Genomic DNA, 14,358 nt, shown 5'->3' with positions numbered 1-14,358 from the left:
CTGGTCAGCAGACTCCGTGGTAAACTCCCGCGCTTGATGTAGGGGCAGCTCTACTTTTACCGCGTTCAGATCAACCAGGGGCGATACATGCCATTTTCTACTCTCGGACTTAGTGCACCACTGAATAAAGCAGTGGCCGAGCTGGGTTACACAAAACCGACAACGATTCAGGCGAAAGCCATTCCTGTGATACTGGAAGGGCAGAATCTTATTGCTGCCGCCCAGACAGGTACAGGTAAAACAGCCAGTTTTGTGTTGCCAATGCTGGAAAGACTGAGTCAAGGTCAGACCCAGCGTAAAAAGCGCGTTCGATCCCTAATTCTGGTGCCAACCCGCGAGCTGGCGATGCAGGTGGAAGAAAAGGTCACCCATTACGGTAAGCACCTGGGTTTGACGTCGCTGGCGATGTACGGCGGTGTCGATGAGCAGCAGCAAAAGCAACGTCTGATCGACGGTGTGGATGTGCTGGTGGCAACGCCGGGCCGTTTGATTGATATGTATGGTCAGCGTGCCGTGTATTTCGAAGAAATCGAGATGGTGGTGCTGGATGAAGCGGACCGGATGCTGGATATGGGCTTTATTGAAGCCATCAACAAGATCCTGGATCGTCTGCCAGACAATAGTCAGTTTTTGCTGTTTTCTGCCACCTTGTCGAACAAGGTGCGGGATCTGGCAAAATCGGTTGTCAATAACCCGTATGAAATAAGCATCGCGGCCAATCAGGCATCAAAAGCGAATATTTCACAATGGTTAATAACGGTTGATAAAGACAAAAAATCTGCGCTCCTGAGTCACCTGATTCAGGAAAATCAGTGGGATCAGGCATTGATCTTCATAGAAACCAAGCACGGTGCAGCGAAACTGGCCTCTCAGCTGGAAAAACGCGGTATTGAAGCCGAAGCGTTTCACAGTGGGCGCAGCCAGGCTATACGTGCTCAATTGCTGGCGGATTTTAAAGCAGGCAAGATTAAGTATCTGATAGCGACTGGCGTCGGTGCTCGTGGTATCGACATTGAAGAATTGTCACGTGTGGTCAATTACGATTTGCCATTCCCGGCAGATGAGTACGTGCACCGTATCGGCCGAACCGGACGTGCAGATGCGACAGGTGAAGCTATCTCTTTTGTGTCAAAAGATAACTTCAAAAACCTGTGCATGATCGAGAGTCGTCTTGGACATTTGATTGAGCGCCGGGAAGTCGAAGGTTTTGCGCCGAAAAAACCTGTGCCGGTGACTGTGCTCAATTATGTCCCGAAACACAAACGTCCCCAAAAAGACTGATGCAAGGCTGATATTGTCACCAATGCTTGTTTGCCCTGGCCAGATAGCCGGGGCATATTCTATTTACTGGCTTTTAGCAACGAGCTGAGTATCCCTGATGGATTCCAGAGCCTGAACACGACGGATCTGGCTGGCAGTAAACAAGGTCTGTCTGAGTTCATTCAACGCCTGTTGCTCTTGTTCTTTCGCCAGGTTGTTATCCGTTAAAATTGCATCCCGCTGCTGAAAATAGTGCTCCAGCTTAGTTTGAAAAGCTTCTCGTGTTTTGCGCAAAGCCACCAGTCTGTCAGCGGCTTCAGGCCCCACTAATGCTTGCTGTTTCAGATATCTGTCCTGTTCCTCTAGGGAGTTTGTAGCTTGCAACTGCGATAACACTGCGGCATTTCGGTAGCTCTGCTGCATCACAGGTGGCAGGGTATTGATTTCCTGCTCCCAGGCATTGTAGTAATCGTCCTGGTTGATTATGTGGTCTTTTAATTCAAGCTGCCGCAAGGCGAGTTGCCGCTGCATATTTTCTTCACCAAACAGCCTTTGCTGTTCTTCGGCACTGAAAAATGCAGACTGGGTTTGCATGACCTGATCGTTTAATCGCTGCAGGCTTTCAGTATTTAATGGATGCCGGTTGCCGGGGTTAAGATTGCTCAGTGCCGCCCGATATTGAATGAATCGCTCGAACAAGTCGTTGTCCAGCTGATAAGCCTCCGGCTGTCCGGCATTGTAAGTGTTGAAATGTGTCTTTAGAGTCTCAAGATCTGCCTCGCCAAGACCTGACAGAAAATAATCAAAAGTATCGCGTGATGAATAAGTGTCTACCTTCGTGTCTTGCTGGGAAGGCACTTGTATAGCGGGTGCATCGGAGGTCGTTGGGTAGTAGAAACAGACCGCACTCGCCGCTGCTGCTACACCTATGAGTGAAAGTACGGTCTTTTTCATTATTTATAAGCCCTGTAGCTGTAAACGGTTCGCATGCTGGCGGTACAGTGTGGTAGGCGCGGTTTCGAACAAATGCGTAATGCCCAGCAAGCCGTTGATTTCATCGAGATGATTCATCTTATAATCATCACGTATCACTTTGCCCAGGTGCGAACTGCAACGACCCACCAGACCATCATTCGGCTCGTCAAATGCCATGCCCAGCACAGTCATTGCGGCATCGGTCGGGTCCAGTGCATTGGTGAAATTGCCTGTGCCGCTCCACGAGAAGTAATACACACCATTGTCAGCAACATAGTCCCCTTCACCGCATCGGGTGGTGGGGATGCCTTCCGGGTATTTCTGATTAAATGCCAGCGAGCCTTCAGTGGTGAGAGCGGCCAGTGACTCAAGCGGGTCTTGCGGTAATTCACTGCCGCCGGATAAAAGGTTGATCAAGGTGACCAGTCCCTGTGCCAGTTCAACGGCGATGCCTTCCGGCAGAGAGTCTTCCGGTATCGTGCCCCGGACAATATCAGCAATGCGCGAGCCTTTATTCACTCCGCCGATACTGGTTACAGAAGCAACCAGTTCAGGTGCAACTGAAGCGACGTAGCGAGCGGTCGGGCCACCGTGGCTGTGTCCAATCAGGTTCACTTTTTCAGCTCCGCTGATGGCCAGCACATCTTCCACTTGTGCCAATAGCTGCTCACCGCGTAATTCGGTGCTGTTTGTGGCTGAGACCTGAGCGACATAAACGGTCGCGCCATCCTTGTTCAGTGCGTGTGGGATACCGTAGAAGTAATCAATTCCAGCTAAGGAATCAAAACCAAACAGCCCATGAACCAATATGATGGGGTATTGGGTTTCGGTATAGCCTTTTCCTGATACGCCGGCAGTGCTACTCCCTGCCTGGCAGGTAAAGGTTGCGATACAACAGATGAAGAAACTGATTAATTGTTTCAATGTTACTCTCCTTGTTAGACCTCCGATGAGTTGGAATCATAGTGGCAAAATTCAGCCTTGCCTCACAAATGTTATTTATTTGTGATCATTGTGTTATTTTTGTTTCGTATTTGTATTTTTGTAATGGGCTGTCTACCCACAGTCAGCGTGATAGTTTCGGAGTGCTTTCTATCTGTCCTCACTCCACTTAGAATCACTTTGCTCAGCAATCTCTTCGTTGTCTTTAGTTACCAAAAGGAACCTGCCATGACTCCCATTGATGTGGAAAAGCTTAAGGCTGATTACCCATTACTTAATCAATTGACTGCTTTGGAGGAAGTGTGCTGGTTTAACCCGGCTGTCACCAGTGTGAGTAAAGCCTTGCCTCACGTAGGTTTAGATGCTCAGGACATTCAGGATGCCAGTGACAGGCTGGCAAGGTTTGCACCTTTTCTGGCAACTGTATTTCCTGAAACGGCAAAGACAAACGGTTTGATTGAGTCTGAGCTGGTTGATATCCCTGCGATGAAGCAGTCTCTTGAGGCTTGTTACGGCACTGAGATTGCGGGTCGTTTGATGCTGAAAAAAGACAGCCATCTGCCTATTTCCGGCTCGATCAAAGCGCGGGGCGGTATTTACGAAGTCCTGACACACGCTGAAAAACTGGCGACACAAGCCGGGTTGCTGTCTGTATCCGATGATTACAGTAAATTGTATTCGGACGCTTTCAGGGATTTTTTCAGCCAGTACAGTATTGCGGTCGGCTCGACAGGTAATCTGGGGATGTCGATTGGCATTATGAGTGCCAAACTGGGCTTCTCTGTGTCGGTTCACATGTCAGCGGATGCCAGAGAGTGGAAAAAGCAGAAGCTCAGAGATCATGGCGTGAATGTAGTGGAGTATGAACAGGATTATGGCGTTGCGGTAGAAAAAGGGCGCAAAGAATCTGAGAAAGATCCGCGCTGTTTTTTTATTGATGATGAAAATTCCCGTACCTTGTTTCTTGGTTATTCTGTGGCTGGTGAGCGTCTGAAAAAGCAATTTGCAGAGCAGGGGATTGTGGTTGATGATACGCACCCGCTGTTCGTTTACCTGCCATGCGGCGTTGGTGGCGGGCCTGGTGGTGTTGCATTTGGATTAAAAATGGCGTTTGGCGATCACGTTCACTGTATTTTTGCTGAACCCACCCATTCGCCCTGCATGTTACTGGGGGTGCATACCGGTTTGCATGATGCGATCTCTGTACAGGATATTGGCCTGGATAATCTGACGGCAGCCGATGGGCTGGCAGTAGGCCGGGCGTCTGGTTTTGTGGGGCGGGCTATGGAGAGAATGCTGGACGGGTATTTCACGCTGTCGGATGAGCACATGTACCGTTTACTGGGGCAGTTAGCGCAAAGCGAGGGCATTAAACTGGAGCCGTCTGCCTTGGCAGGTATGCCCGGTCCCGTGCATGTCAGCCGGGACCATGACTATGCCGCTCGCATGCTGTTTGATCACCAGAAAATGAAAAATGCGACTCATCTTGTCTGGGCAACGGGCGGTGGCATGGTACCACCTGAAGAAATGGCGTCGTATCTTGCCAAATCGGGTGTTGATACTGTGTCTTAAATAGCTGAAATCTGAAACGTCAGGGGGCTGGACTCCGCCCCCGGTTGGCCACCTGTCATAGTAATATCGATTCTGGTTTTATCGTGAATATCAAAGCCTGTCAGACTCATGTTCATATTGATGGGGTGTATGAGTTTTCCTTGTGATGTCCTCAGATCTGCCGCGATATAAAATGTGTCCGTCAGTTGAAACGACGTGTGAAAGTCATTACTTAATGCGTTATTGGCAATGACGCGATTGTTCTTCAGCAACTGAATACCTGTATATTTATTGTCTGTGGTTTTCCTCACACTGATAATGTTGGTGTCCCGAGTGATTAGCAGGCCATGTTCGTCGTGATGGGGGAGTTTCTCCAGAGATAGGTTTCTGGCGGTACTGTAATTACCATGGCTATCGCAGAGCCGGTAACTGTAACTTGTCTCTATTCTGAACGGATGACTCCATTTGTACTGGCAGTGCGTTATGACTTTCCATGCAATACACCTTGTACTGTTATTAAGATGATTTCGCTGAAAAATAGTGACACTCGGCAAATGAGTGTTCAATGATAAGTTGCGAAAGGAAATATCCGTTTGCATACTTTCCTGTCCCCGATAATTGAACAACTGAACGTCTCAGTCGTCACTTTTCAATAACGCACTGAAGCCCATAATGTAGCCAAGCTCTTCCTTTTGAAAGGGTTCGAGACCGTACATAAAATGCACCCGCAGAAAAAGATCCATGGTATTGCTTTCCAGAGCAAGCCATCCATTAACGGTAAAGTCGTTATTTTTATCATCACTTGGATCAGGCTGCGCGTTCTGATTATTTTCCGGCTCCGCGTTGATTTGTTCTGAAGTGGCGTCTACCGTGGCGGTATCGCTGTTATCAGGCGCAGTGTTTGGTTCTGAATCTGAATTTGTCGTTTCATTGCTGTTGTCAGCGTCAGCGGAATCTGTCGGCGCTTCAGGGGCTGGGATGTTTATTTTTCCTTGTGCGATCGTTAATGCCTGAATGTTACTGCTGATGCCCGCCGGATCATTCGTATAATCCGTAATGGTAATGGCCGCTGACACAAACGCGCCGTTATCATTATATTGCGGAATACCAGTGATCTGGATGCCGTTATAAGGAGCTTGGCTGTTGGCTTTATCTTTCCAGTCGCCAGACTGCCAGGTGTGTGAATTTGAGAGTGTTTGAGTGTCCGTCATAATAATGTCTCTTTACAGAAGAGTTGATTGAAGCAGGTGCTACAGTAAAAAGCTGTAACACCCGGGTTATTAAGTTTTATTTATTGATGTTTTCCAGATGGAATTCAAATGGCGAAGCTGTTGGTCCTGAACCACCGCCAGTCATAACAAGATCAGCGCTTTGAATACCAAACAGGTTAATTTCAGTGTTCACTTGCTGGATAATCGCTGAATTCATCACCTCACCTTCAACCACTTGTGATGCAACCCCGACGAAAATACTTGGATGGAATTGGAAAACCCCTTTCTGACCAGGTGAGACATTGGTTTTAGCAGCCAGTAACTTTCCGTCACGATAGATATTGGCATTAATTGAACCGCTGCTCAGGTTGTTACGAAGTTCGACTTCCTGTTGAGATACGGCGGGTGTACTGGCAAGCCGAAGTACATCACCTGACGTGTCTTTCACCATTTCGTAGGCCTGGCCGTCGTAGGCTGTCATCTGTGGTGTGTAATTACCGAAGGAATCACTCGCACAGACTTCGAATTTCAGAGGATAAACGAAAGGATGGTTATCATTACGTCCACAGTTTTGGATAACCCGCCAGGCAATGGCTATTTCATCAAAACTCTCGGCGACATTTTTCTGGAAAATAACCACTTCGCTGTTGTTGACATCATTAGAGCGGTTAATAAAGTTTAAGTTGATTTGTGACTGTGACATATTGTTTTCCTCATAGATTAACTGACGCTTGTATTTGTTGGTTAATGGTGCTTGATTTTTCAGGCACACGATAAAGATAATGTTAGTTTGTGCTGATAACCTTTGTTTAATACCTTATTTTCTTTGTGTCATCATGGTTTTTATTTTTTAATGTGACGTGCTTTGTTTTTTATAAAATAAAAGCCCATAGAATGAGCTTTTATTTTTATGGCAAAGACGTATAGATTATGGCGCAGTACCCGTAACCTGATAGCTTGCAGCGTTATCAAAGCTTTGATTAAGTGCTGATTGCACTTTTCTTAATACGCCTTGCTGGTTAGGTTGATCGTTTGTCATTGTTTCTTCAGAAACATTGGCGTGAGCAACAGTGCTATTACCATTAACACCATTTACCTGGACCTGAAGGTTATGAAAACGATAGTTACCTTGCATAAAGGTGCCCTGCATGTCCAGACGCATGGTTTGGTTTTGGACAATTGTTCCCGCGTTATTACGGTAGATATCTGCATAGGTAAGTTGTCCTATAACATTATAAACCGCTTCTTTCTGATTGTTATTAAACACACCAGGTGAGCCAGGGTATATATTGTTGATGGCTCCTGTTTGTTGTACGTTAACTGCCATGGTAAAGCTCCTTCTCTGACGTTGTAGTAGATATTTCTATGTATTGCTCTTTGACTTAGACCTTTACTTTCTCAAGAGTAACTTAATGTTAGGTCATGCTGATATGTTTTCCTTTTTTGAAATCATCTATAACTTTGAACTGCGCATGATTACTGATAGTTTAAGCCAGGGTTTAATTCTGTATAGAGGATTTAAATTGCTTTCTAAACTGACTGGGACAATTATGGTAGATACGCTTGAATGCCGTTGAAAAATTGTTTGAGTCCATGTATCCCACTTTTTCTGCGATTTGAACAATGTTGAGAGATGACGTTTCGAGTAATTCTGCTGCCTTATACATTCTTTGTTTTCGCAGCCATTCGAAGACAGTCATGCCTAAGTGATCTTTGAATACCTGATTGAGTTTGTTTCTGTTTGTTCCAAGTAGCCGGCAAAGTGTTTCTAGCCTGACATCTTCAGATATCGTACTATTGAGGTGTTTGATGCACTTTTCAATTAAAATAAGTTGTGAATCCATGGAATCCAGATTGTTGTTTTTGTATGTTTGAGCAGATAAGGATTCATTAGATTGATGTGTGTTTTTTATTTTTTCATTGGAATGCAGTATGTGCATTATTCGGTAGTTGATCTCTTTGCTGATGAATGGACAGCTAATGTAATCAGTGATACCTATGTCAAATAATTGCTTCTTGTGATTGTATTCACTGTTAATAATTGCAATGAAATCAGGTGGTGTTGTTTGTTGCAGTAGAAAGCGGAATGTTAGCGCATTTTTTGTGACCTTTATGAGTTCAAAATCATTGTTGATCGCATCAATAATGACCAAGTCAGGTGTGTCTCTAAATTGTAACTGTGAGATGCTTTTGATATTTTTATGAGAAAAAAGAACATTCCCCTTAAATAGCTTTTCTTGCAGTTCTATGGAGTAAGTTGGTTTTTCACTCAGTACCCATGCCAATGAAAAGTATTTTTTTTACAGTTTGTTATATTCATTTTGATATTCCTTTATTAATTATTTCTTATATTGGCGTACTGTTAAGTAACGCTCTGACGTTGTATGTGTTAGCAATTTCATTGCTGTCACAGTAGTAACTGTAAGAGAGTTATCTCTATATTTCCTTTGAGATAATCACTAACAGCTTTGTATTATGCACTAGGATTCTTTTGTTTAAGGACTGAAGGTTTTATAAATATTGCGATTGATGCTTTCTTGTCTGGTGATGACTTATGGTAAGGTTGATATAGATGTAATTACGGTCACTAAGACCGGTTAGCATTTCTGGTATATAGGTATACAGGAGTTTATTTAACATTTTCAATGGAAATATGCAGCGTAATATCCTGTTTAAGATGGTATATAAACATATATTACTGTTTCAGGTGAATTGTTCAAACTTACGCTTTTTGTCGTGCCGATACGACTTTGCACTGTAGCTGGATACCATGGTCTCAGACACTGATTTATCTATGGAGGCTTTTAGTCCTTCCATTAACAGGATTTCCTCTGATCGATCTATATAGTCTTTGATGTCTTGTGCCAGCTTTTCAATGATCTTATCTGCCTGCCGAATTCTGAAGCTGGTGGATTCGGCCAGCTTTAACAGGTGGTGTTTATCCGGGAAGACTTTGCTGTTCGCCATCTTGAGTGCCATTTTATTGTCAATGGTGTCGTAAATCAGGGTATGGGTGATATCAAAAGGCGGAGAGACAAATATGTGTTGCATATCTTGTGTGTATTGCAATGCGAAGTTTTTCAGGTGTGCATCACCGTTACCGATCAGGCAGTTAAAGACAATGTATCTATACATTTTCTCTACCTCAGCCAAACTGTTGGTGTACAGGTGAGTTGCTTTGAGCAGAGTTTCGTAGCTGCCTGTATATTTGGCATCCGGGTGGTTGGGCTTTTTCAATAAGGTGGTGAAGTCTTCATACCCCAGTAACTGGTCATCTGGTTTGTCAAAACGTTCGACAACAAAGGTTTCCATGTTGTCGGACAGATAGGTAGCCGGCGGTTTTAAGCCGCAATGGCGTGCCGCTTCCATACAGACATATTCATTGACTGTCAGTAATGGAAACTCTGCATCGAAAGATTTAACGATCAGATCTTTTTGTTCAACCGTTCGGTCTGTTTTGGGAATGCTGACCTTAGGCTGCACACCGGCCAGCGCATTACGCAGGTAATACTTTTCGAGCAGTTGCGGAAATAAGGGGGTATCACCCTGATAAGTCAGAATATCAGTCAGGGATACCGAATCAGCTTCCGGAAGCTGTAATTCACTCTGGTAGCTGAGCATACCTATGCTGTGTTTACCCTGCAGTGCGAGCAGATACATGTCATTGACCCGGGCATATCTTGCCAGTTTTTCAGCAATGAACCGGCGATTGAAGCCTTCGGGCAGATTCTGCGCAAAAATAGGGTGTAATGCACCGGAGGAATAACCATCCAGATTAGGCTTTGTCATGGTAAGAGAGGCATGGCGTTGAGTTTGTATCGGCTGATAATGATGAACGGAGCCGTGCGTTAACACGCCTAATTCGTCTTCTTCCAGGCATACAGTTATCTTTTCTATTTTGGCGGGCAGATGATCAAGGGCCATGCTCAGTCCTCATCAAACAGTGTGTCGATATCATCCCAGTCTGGTAACTGATGGTGTTTGGGTGATACTTGTAATTGCAAACCTACGGCATCCAGGTAGCGCTCGAAAATGTCCAGGGAGCCGGTAAAGCGACCGTTTTCAATTTCTGACAGGGTGGTTTTGTTAATACCTGTCTGCTCTGCCATGGCTTTCTGTGTCGTGCCTCTGGCTTTTCTTGCTGTGGCTATTGCTTTACCTATGCTCTCTCTGCTGGCCATGTTGAAATCCTATTAGCTATATAGCAAACAGTGTAGTTGATAGTTTGTAAGTTATCTATATAGCTAACTTAAAATTGAATGGTTACAAAGTTAGCTATATAGCTAATATTGGTGATGTGAAAAACGAAGAATAATGGCTTGTTGTCAGATCAGTCCCATGACCTGTAATTTCAGAAAGACTGCCAGCGTTTTGGCATCCTGGATCTCATTGCTGACCACCTTTTCGGTGAAAGCCTCAACGGTCATAGTCACGACTTCGAGGATTTCATCTGCATCAAGATCACCTTCAGCCGGCGAAAGCCCTTTAGCCAGAAAGACATGCTGAACCTCATCACAAAAACCGGGAACAGGCAGGAGTTCACCCAGAGCCAGCCACTCACTGGCGGCGAGTTGCGTTTCCTCCGCCAGCTCTCGCTTCGCGCAGTATGCGATCTCTTCACCTTTTTCCAGAGTGCCTGCGGGGAATTCCAGAATCCAGCGTCCGATTGCAGGACGGTATTGGCGTAACAGAACCAGTTCCCCGTGCGCCGTGACAGGCACAATGACCACCGCGCCCGGATGGCGGACTGTGGTAAAAGTGATGTCGCGTCCATCCGGTAATTGGTGTGTCCCTTGTTCTACGGAAAAGCCTTTCCATTGGCACAGGGTTTGTGATTTCATATTGCCTCAATGTGTTCTCATAACTGAATGTGTCAGTCAGTGTAACACTGAAGGCAGGGCAGAGTGTTTATCGCTGCGATAATGTCTGGCATTGATGAGAAAGAAATTTTCGGTTTGTGGGCCACGAGCGAAGCGCCACAAGCCATGCGCAGATGACGGTTGAAGATTCTCTGATATACTCAGCATCTGCAGCATAATGAAGAACTAAAAAACAAGGAGATTGTATGCGCGTTCTGGTCACAGGCGGTATGGGTTATATTGGCAGTCATACCTGCGTACAAATGATAGAAGCGGGGATGACCCCAATCATTGTCGACAACCTGTACAACAGCAAGAAGACCGTGCTGGAGCGAATTGAAAAACTGACCGGCGTCAGACCGGCGTTTTTTGAAGGTGATATTCGTGATCGCGCATTTCTGGATAAAGTATTCCGTGAGAATGATGTTGAATCAGTGATTCACTTTGCAGGTTTGAAAGCCGTGGGTGAATCGGTTGCAAAGCCGCTGGAATACTATGACAACAATGTTCACGGAACGCTTGTGCTGGTTGAAGCCATGCGTGAAGCCGGAGTGAACAGCCTTATCTTCAGTTCTTCGGCTACGGTATATGGCGATCCGGCGAGTGTGCCGATTCTTGAATCTTTCCCGACCAGTGCGACCAACCCTTATGGCCGCAGTAAGCTGATGGTAGAAGAGTGCCTGACAGATATTCAGCATGCTCACCCTGAAATGAGCATTACACTGCTGCGTTACTTCAACCCGGTAGGGGCGCATGAATCTGGAGAAATGGGTGAAGATCCTCAGGGGATCCCTAACAACCTGATGCCGTTTATTGCTCAGGTCGCCGTGGGCCGTCGTGAATTTCTGTCTGTGTTTGGCGATGATTACCCAACGGTTGATGGTACGGGTGTACGTGATTACATTCATGTTGTCGATCTGGCTGATGGCCACGTGGCAGCACTGACACACAAAGGGAAAGAAGCCGGTCTGCATATTTATAATCTGGGAACAGGCAATGGTCTGAGCGTCTTACAAATGGTTGAAGCCTTTGCCAAAGCCTCAGAGAAAGCGGTGCCTTACCAGATTGCACCGCGACGTCCCGGTGATATTGCAGAATGCTGGGCAGATCCAGGTAAAGCAAAGAAAGAACTGCATTGGGCTGCGTCCCGTACTGTTGATCAAATGACGCGCGATACCTGGCGCTGGCAGTCTCAGAACCCGCAAGGTTATCCGGACAGCCATTAACAGTAGCGATATGTATTGCAAAAACGGCCCATGACGGGCCATTTTTTTTATTGTCATCCCTAAACCACCGCCGATGGCGGTGGTGATTGTAAAAAGCCGCCTTCTCAGAAGGCGGCTTTTTACTTGCGCAATATGATTAACTCACTGCTTTTCAATGCCTTTTCATCGTTAAGACACATAATCTTCATGAGTTTGTAAAATTTAGTGCATATGCTCCGCTCGTTAAACCTATTTGGATATGCGAAGAATAATAAGGAGCATACAATGTGGAAGCGTGATGAGCAGGACTCGCAACTAACTAAAATGATTGAGGCGAGATTATCGCGCCGTCATTTTCTGACTGGAACCGCTGCTGCAGGTGCAGGGGCATTTCTGGCATTAAACCCGGTAGCTAAAGCCGTGGCCGCTTCACCTTCATCCTCTCTGCTGAATTTTGAAGCCGTGCCCGCTTCTACCGCAGACACAGTTGTGGTACCAAAAGGCTATAAGGCAACTCCGCTGATGTCATGGGGAGATCCTATTTTTCCCGGTGCGCCTGAATTTGATCAAAGCGGAAAACAGGATTCACGCTCACAGGAACGTCAGTTCGGTGATAACACAGATGGCATGAGCTTTTTTGCTATCAGTGAAGATCGCGGCGTTCTTGCTATCAATAACGAATACACCAACTACGAGTATTTGTTTGATCACCAGGGTGACAACATGACGGCGGATGACGTGCGTAAGGCACAGGCAGCCGTCGGCGTGACTATCGTTGAAGTTGTGCGTAAAAACGGCCAGTGGGCTATTGATAAAAGCGGTAAACGAAATCGTCGTATTACTGCCAATACGCCTATGATGCTCACAGGGCCGGCCGCGGGTCATGAACTGATGAAAACCAAGGCGGATCCGGCAGGAATCAGGCCATTAGGCACGTTTAATAACTGTGCAAACGGTCAAACGCCCTGGGGTACCTATCTGACCTGCGAAGAAAATTTTGATGCTTTCTTCGGCAGCGATGAAAAAGGGGATGTCAACGCGGAGCAGGCCCGTTATGGCATTTCGGCGTCACCCAGTGATTACAAATGGCATCAGCATGATGAGCGCTTTGATGTACTGAAAAACCCGAATGAAGCTAACCGCTTTGGCTGGGTCGTTGAGATCGATCCGAATGATCCGCAATCAACGCCGATGAAACGTACAGCTCTAGGCCGTTTCAAACATGAAAATGCGGCACTGACGCTGAATAAAGATGGTCATGCTGTGGTGTATCTGGGTGATGATGAACGCGGCGAGCACCTGTATAAATTTGTATCTAAGCACCGTTTTCAGCAAGGCAACGATGCCGCTAACCGTAAATTGCTGGAGGAAGGCACTCTGTATGTTGCCCAGTTCGGTATGAATGACGATCAGCTGAAAGGTCAGGGGAAGTGGATTGAACTGACGTTCGGCAAGCATGGTTTAACACCGGAAAATGGGTTTAATGATCAGGCCGAAGTGCTGATTTTTGCCCGTCGGGCTGCCACTCAGGTAGGTGCAACTACTATGGACCGTCCTGAGTGGGTGGCTGTGCATCCGGACAACAAGCATGTGTTTTGTACACTGACGAATAATAAGAACCGTGGTAAAGAAGGGCAGCCTGTTGGGGGGCCGAATCCACGAGCTAAGAACCACTATGGTCAGATCCTGCGCTGGATGCCATTAAATGGCGATCACACCAGTGAAGGTTTTGTCTGGGATTTGTATCTGATTGCAGGCAACCCTTCGGTTCATAACGGTGACTTGTACGCCGGCAGCGACAATATTAATGCCGGTAACATGTTCAACAGCCCCGATGGCATCGGGTTCGACAGCGCAGGCCGTTTGTGGATTCAGACGGACGGTAACTACTCGAATAAAGGCGATTTTGCCGGGCAGGGTAATAACCAGATGCTGTGCGGTGACCCTATGACGGGCGAAGTGCGCCGGTTCCTGACCGGACCGGTCGCTTGCGAAATTACGGGGCTGGCATTCTCGCCGGATAACAAAACCATGTTCGTGGGCGTTCAGCATCCGGGCGAAGAAGGTGCGCCATCGCATTTCCCTTACGGCGGTAACACCAAACCGCGCTCGACTATCATGATGATCACCCGGGAGGATGGGGGCATGATTGGTGCCTGATGGCGTGTGATAGCGAAACATTAACAGCGCAGTAATAACCCAAACGAAAATGGCCTCAGTGATGACTGGGGCCATTTTGTTTCAGACTTTACTGTTTCTGATGACGGTTTAACACAGTGGCGATGATCAGAATCTGTTGTACGATGTCCTGTTATCTTGTCGTGGTTAATCAGGATAACTATGGTATAATCCGCC

Annotated in this window: 14 protein-coding genes; 4 read left to right on the top strand and 10 right to left on the bottom strand. The window is 46.4% G+C overall.

The genetic code is table 11. The features are described 5' to 3' along the window. Positions 1-87: 87 nt before the first annotated feature. Positions 88-1,281 carry a DEAD/DEAH box helicase gene (locus H511_RS0105345; protein ID WP_027251378.1) on the top strand — a complete coding sequence of 398 codons (1,194 nt, stop codon included), beginning with the start codon at positions 88-90 and terminating at the stop codon, positions 1,279-1,281. A 63-nt stretch (positions 1,282-1,344) separates the two neighbouring features. Here the strand turns inward: H511_RS0105345 and H511_RS22645 are convergent, their stop codons facing one another. After that, positions 1,345-2,214, bottom strand: a complete 870-nt coding sequence (locus H511_RS22645; RefSeq protein WP_051287897.1) for a lipase secretion chaperone — start codon at positions 2,212-2,214, stop codon at positions 1,345-1,347. Between the two features lie 3 nt (positions 2,215-2,217). After that, positions 2,218-3,126: a lipase family alpha/beta hydrolase gene (locus tag H511_RS0105335; RefSeq protein ID WP_248616578.1), complete on the bottom strand. Its 909-nt coding sequence runs from the start codon at positions 3,124-3,126 to the stop codon at positions 2,218-2,220. Between the two features lie 279 nt (positions 3,127-3,405). On the opposite strand from H511_RS0105335, the gene H511_RS0105330 reads away from it, so the two are divergent. After that, the gene (locus H511_RS0105330) at positions 3,406-4,749 is read left to right on the top strand and encodes a D-serine ammonia-lyase (protein WP_027251376.1); all 1,344 of its coding nucleotides are present in this window, start codon (positions 3,406-3,408) and stop codon (positions 4,747-4,749) included. Here H511_RS0105330 and H511_RS0105325 read toward each other — a convergent pair. The 8 genes from H511_RS0105325 to H511_RS0105285 all read right to left on the bottom strand — a co-directional run bounded on the left by H511_RS0105325 (position 4,746) and on the right by H511_RS0105285 (position 10,780). After that, complete coding sequence (locus tag H511_RS0105325; RefSeq protein ID WP_027251375.1) at positions 4,746-5,327, bottom strand: hypothetical protein; 582 nt, start codon at positions 5,325-5,327, stop codon at positions 4,746-4,748. The genes H511_RS0105330 and H511_RS0105325 overlap by 4 nt on opposite strands. 36 nt (positions 5,328-5,363) lie before the next feature. Next, entirely contained in the window at positions 5,364-5,939 is a 576-nt protein-coding gene (locus H511_RS0105320) for a hypothetical protein (RefSeq protein WP_027251374.1), read from the bottom strand. 76 nt (positions 5,940-6,015) lie between these two features. After that, positions 6,016-6,642: a hypothetical protein gene (locus H511_RS0105315; protein ID WP_036758842.1), complete on the bottom strand. Its 627-nt coding sequence runs from the start codon at positions 6,640-6,642 to the stop codon at positions 6,016-6,018. Positions 6,643-6,867: 225 nt separating this feature from the next. Continuing rightward, on the bottom strand, positions 6,868-7,266 hold the full coding sequence (locus H511_RS0105310) for a hypothetical protein (RefSeq protein ID WP_027251372.1): 399 nt from the start codon (positions 7,264-7,266) through the stop codon (positions 6,868-6,870). 172 nt (positions 7,267-7,438) lie between these two features. Then, positions 7,439-8,224: a helix-turn-helix domain-containing protein gene (locus H511_RS0105305; RefSeq protein ID WP_027251371.1), complete on the bottom strand. Its 786-nt coding sequence runs from the start codon at positions 8,222-8,224 to the stop codon at positions 7,439-7,441. Positions 8,225-8,642: 418 nt separating this feature from the next. After that, positions 8,643-9,863, bottom strand: coding sequence for a type II toxin-antitoxin system HipA family toxin (locus tag H511_RS0105295; protein ID WP_027251370.1), 1,221 nt, complete (start codon positions 9,861-9,863; stop codon positions 8,643-8,645). Between the two features lie 2 nt (positions 9,864-9,865). Then, positions 9,866-10,120: a helix-turn-helix domain-containing protein gene (locus tag H511_RS0105290; RefSeq protein ID WP_027251369.1), complete on the bottom strand. Its 255-nt coding sequence runs from the start codon at positions 10,118-10,120 to the stop codon at positions 9,866-9,868. 144 nt (positions 10,121-10,264) lie between these two features. Further along, positions 10,265-10,780, bottom strand: coding sequence for an NUDIX hydrolase (locus H511_RS0105285; protein ID WP_027251368.1), 516 nt, complete (start codon positions 10,778-10,780; stop codon positions 10,265-10,267). A 224-nt stretch (positions 10,781-11,004) separates the two neighbouring features. On the opposite strand from H511_RS0105285, the gene galE reads away from it, so the two are divergent. Continuing rightward, entirely contained in the window at positions 11,005-12,024 is a 1,020-nt protein-coding gene (gene galE, locus H511_RS0105280; protein WP_027251367.1) for a UDP-glucose 4-epimerase GalE, read from the top strand. Positions 12,025-12,288: 264 nt separating this feature from the next. Beyond that, positions 12,289-14,163, top strand: coding sequence for a PhoX family protein (locus H511_RS0105275; RefSeq protein ID WP_027251366.1), 1,875 nt, complete (start codon positions 12,289-12,291; stop codon positions 14,161-14,163). Positions 14,164-14,358: the final 195 nt, after the last annotated feature.

Source organism: Photobacterium halotolerans DSM 18316 (assembly GCF_000425165.1).
GTDB lineage: Bacteria > Pseudomonadota > Gammaproteobacteria > Enterobacterales > Vibrionaceae > Photobacterium > Photobacterium halotolerans.
The sequence above is the reverse complement of the archived record's forward strand: the minus strand, read 5'-3'. Positions and strand labels throughout refer to the sequence as shown.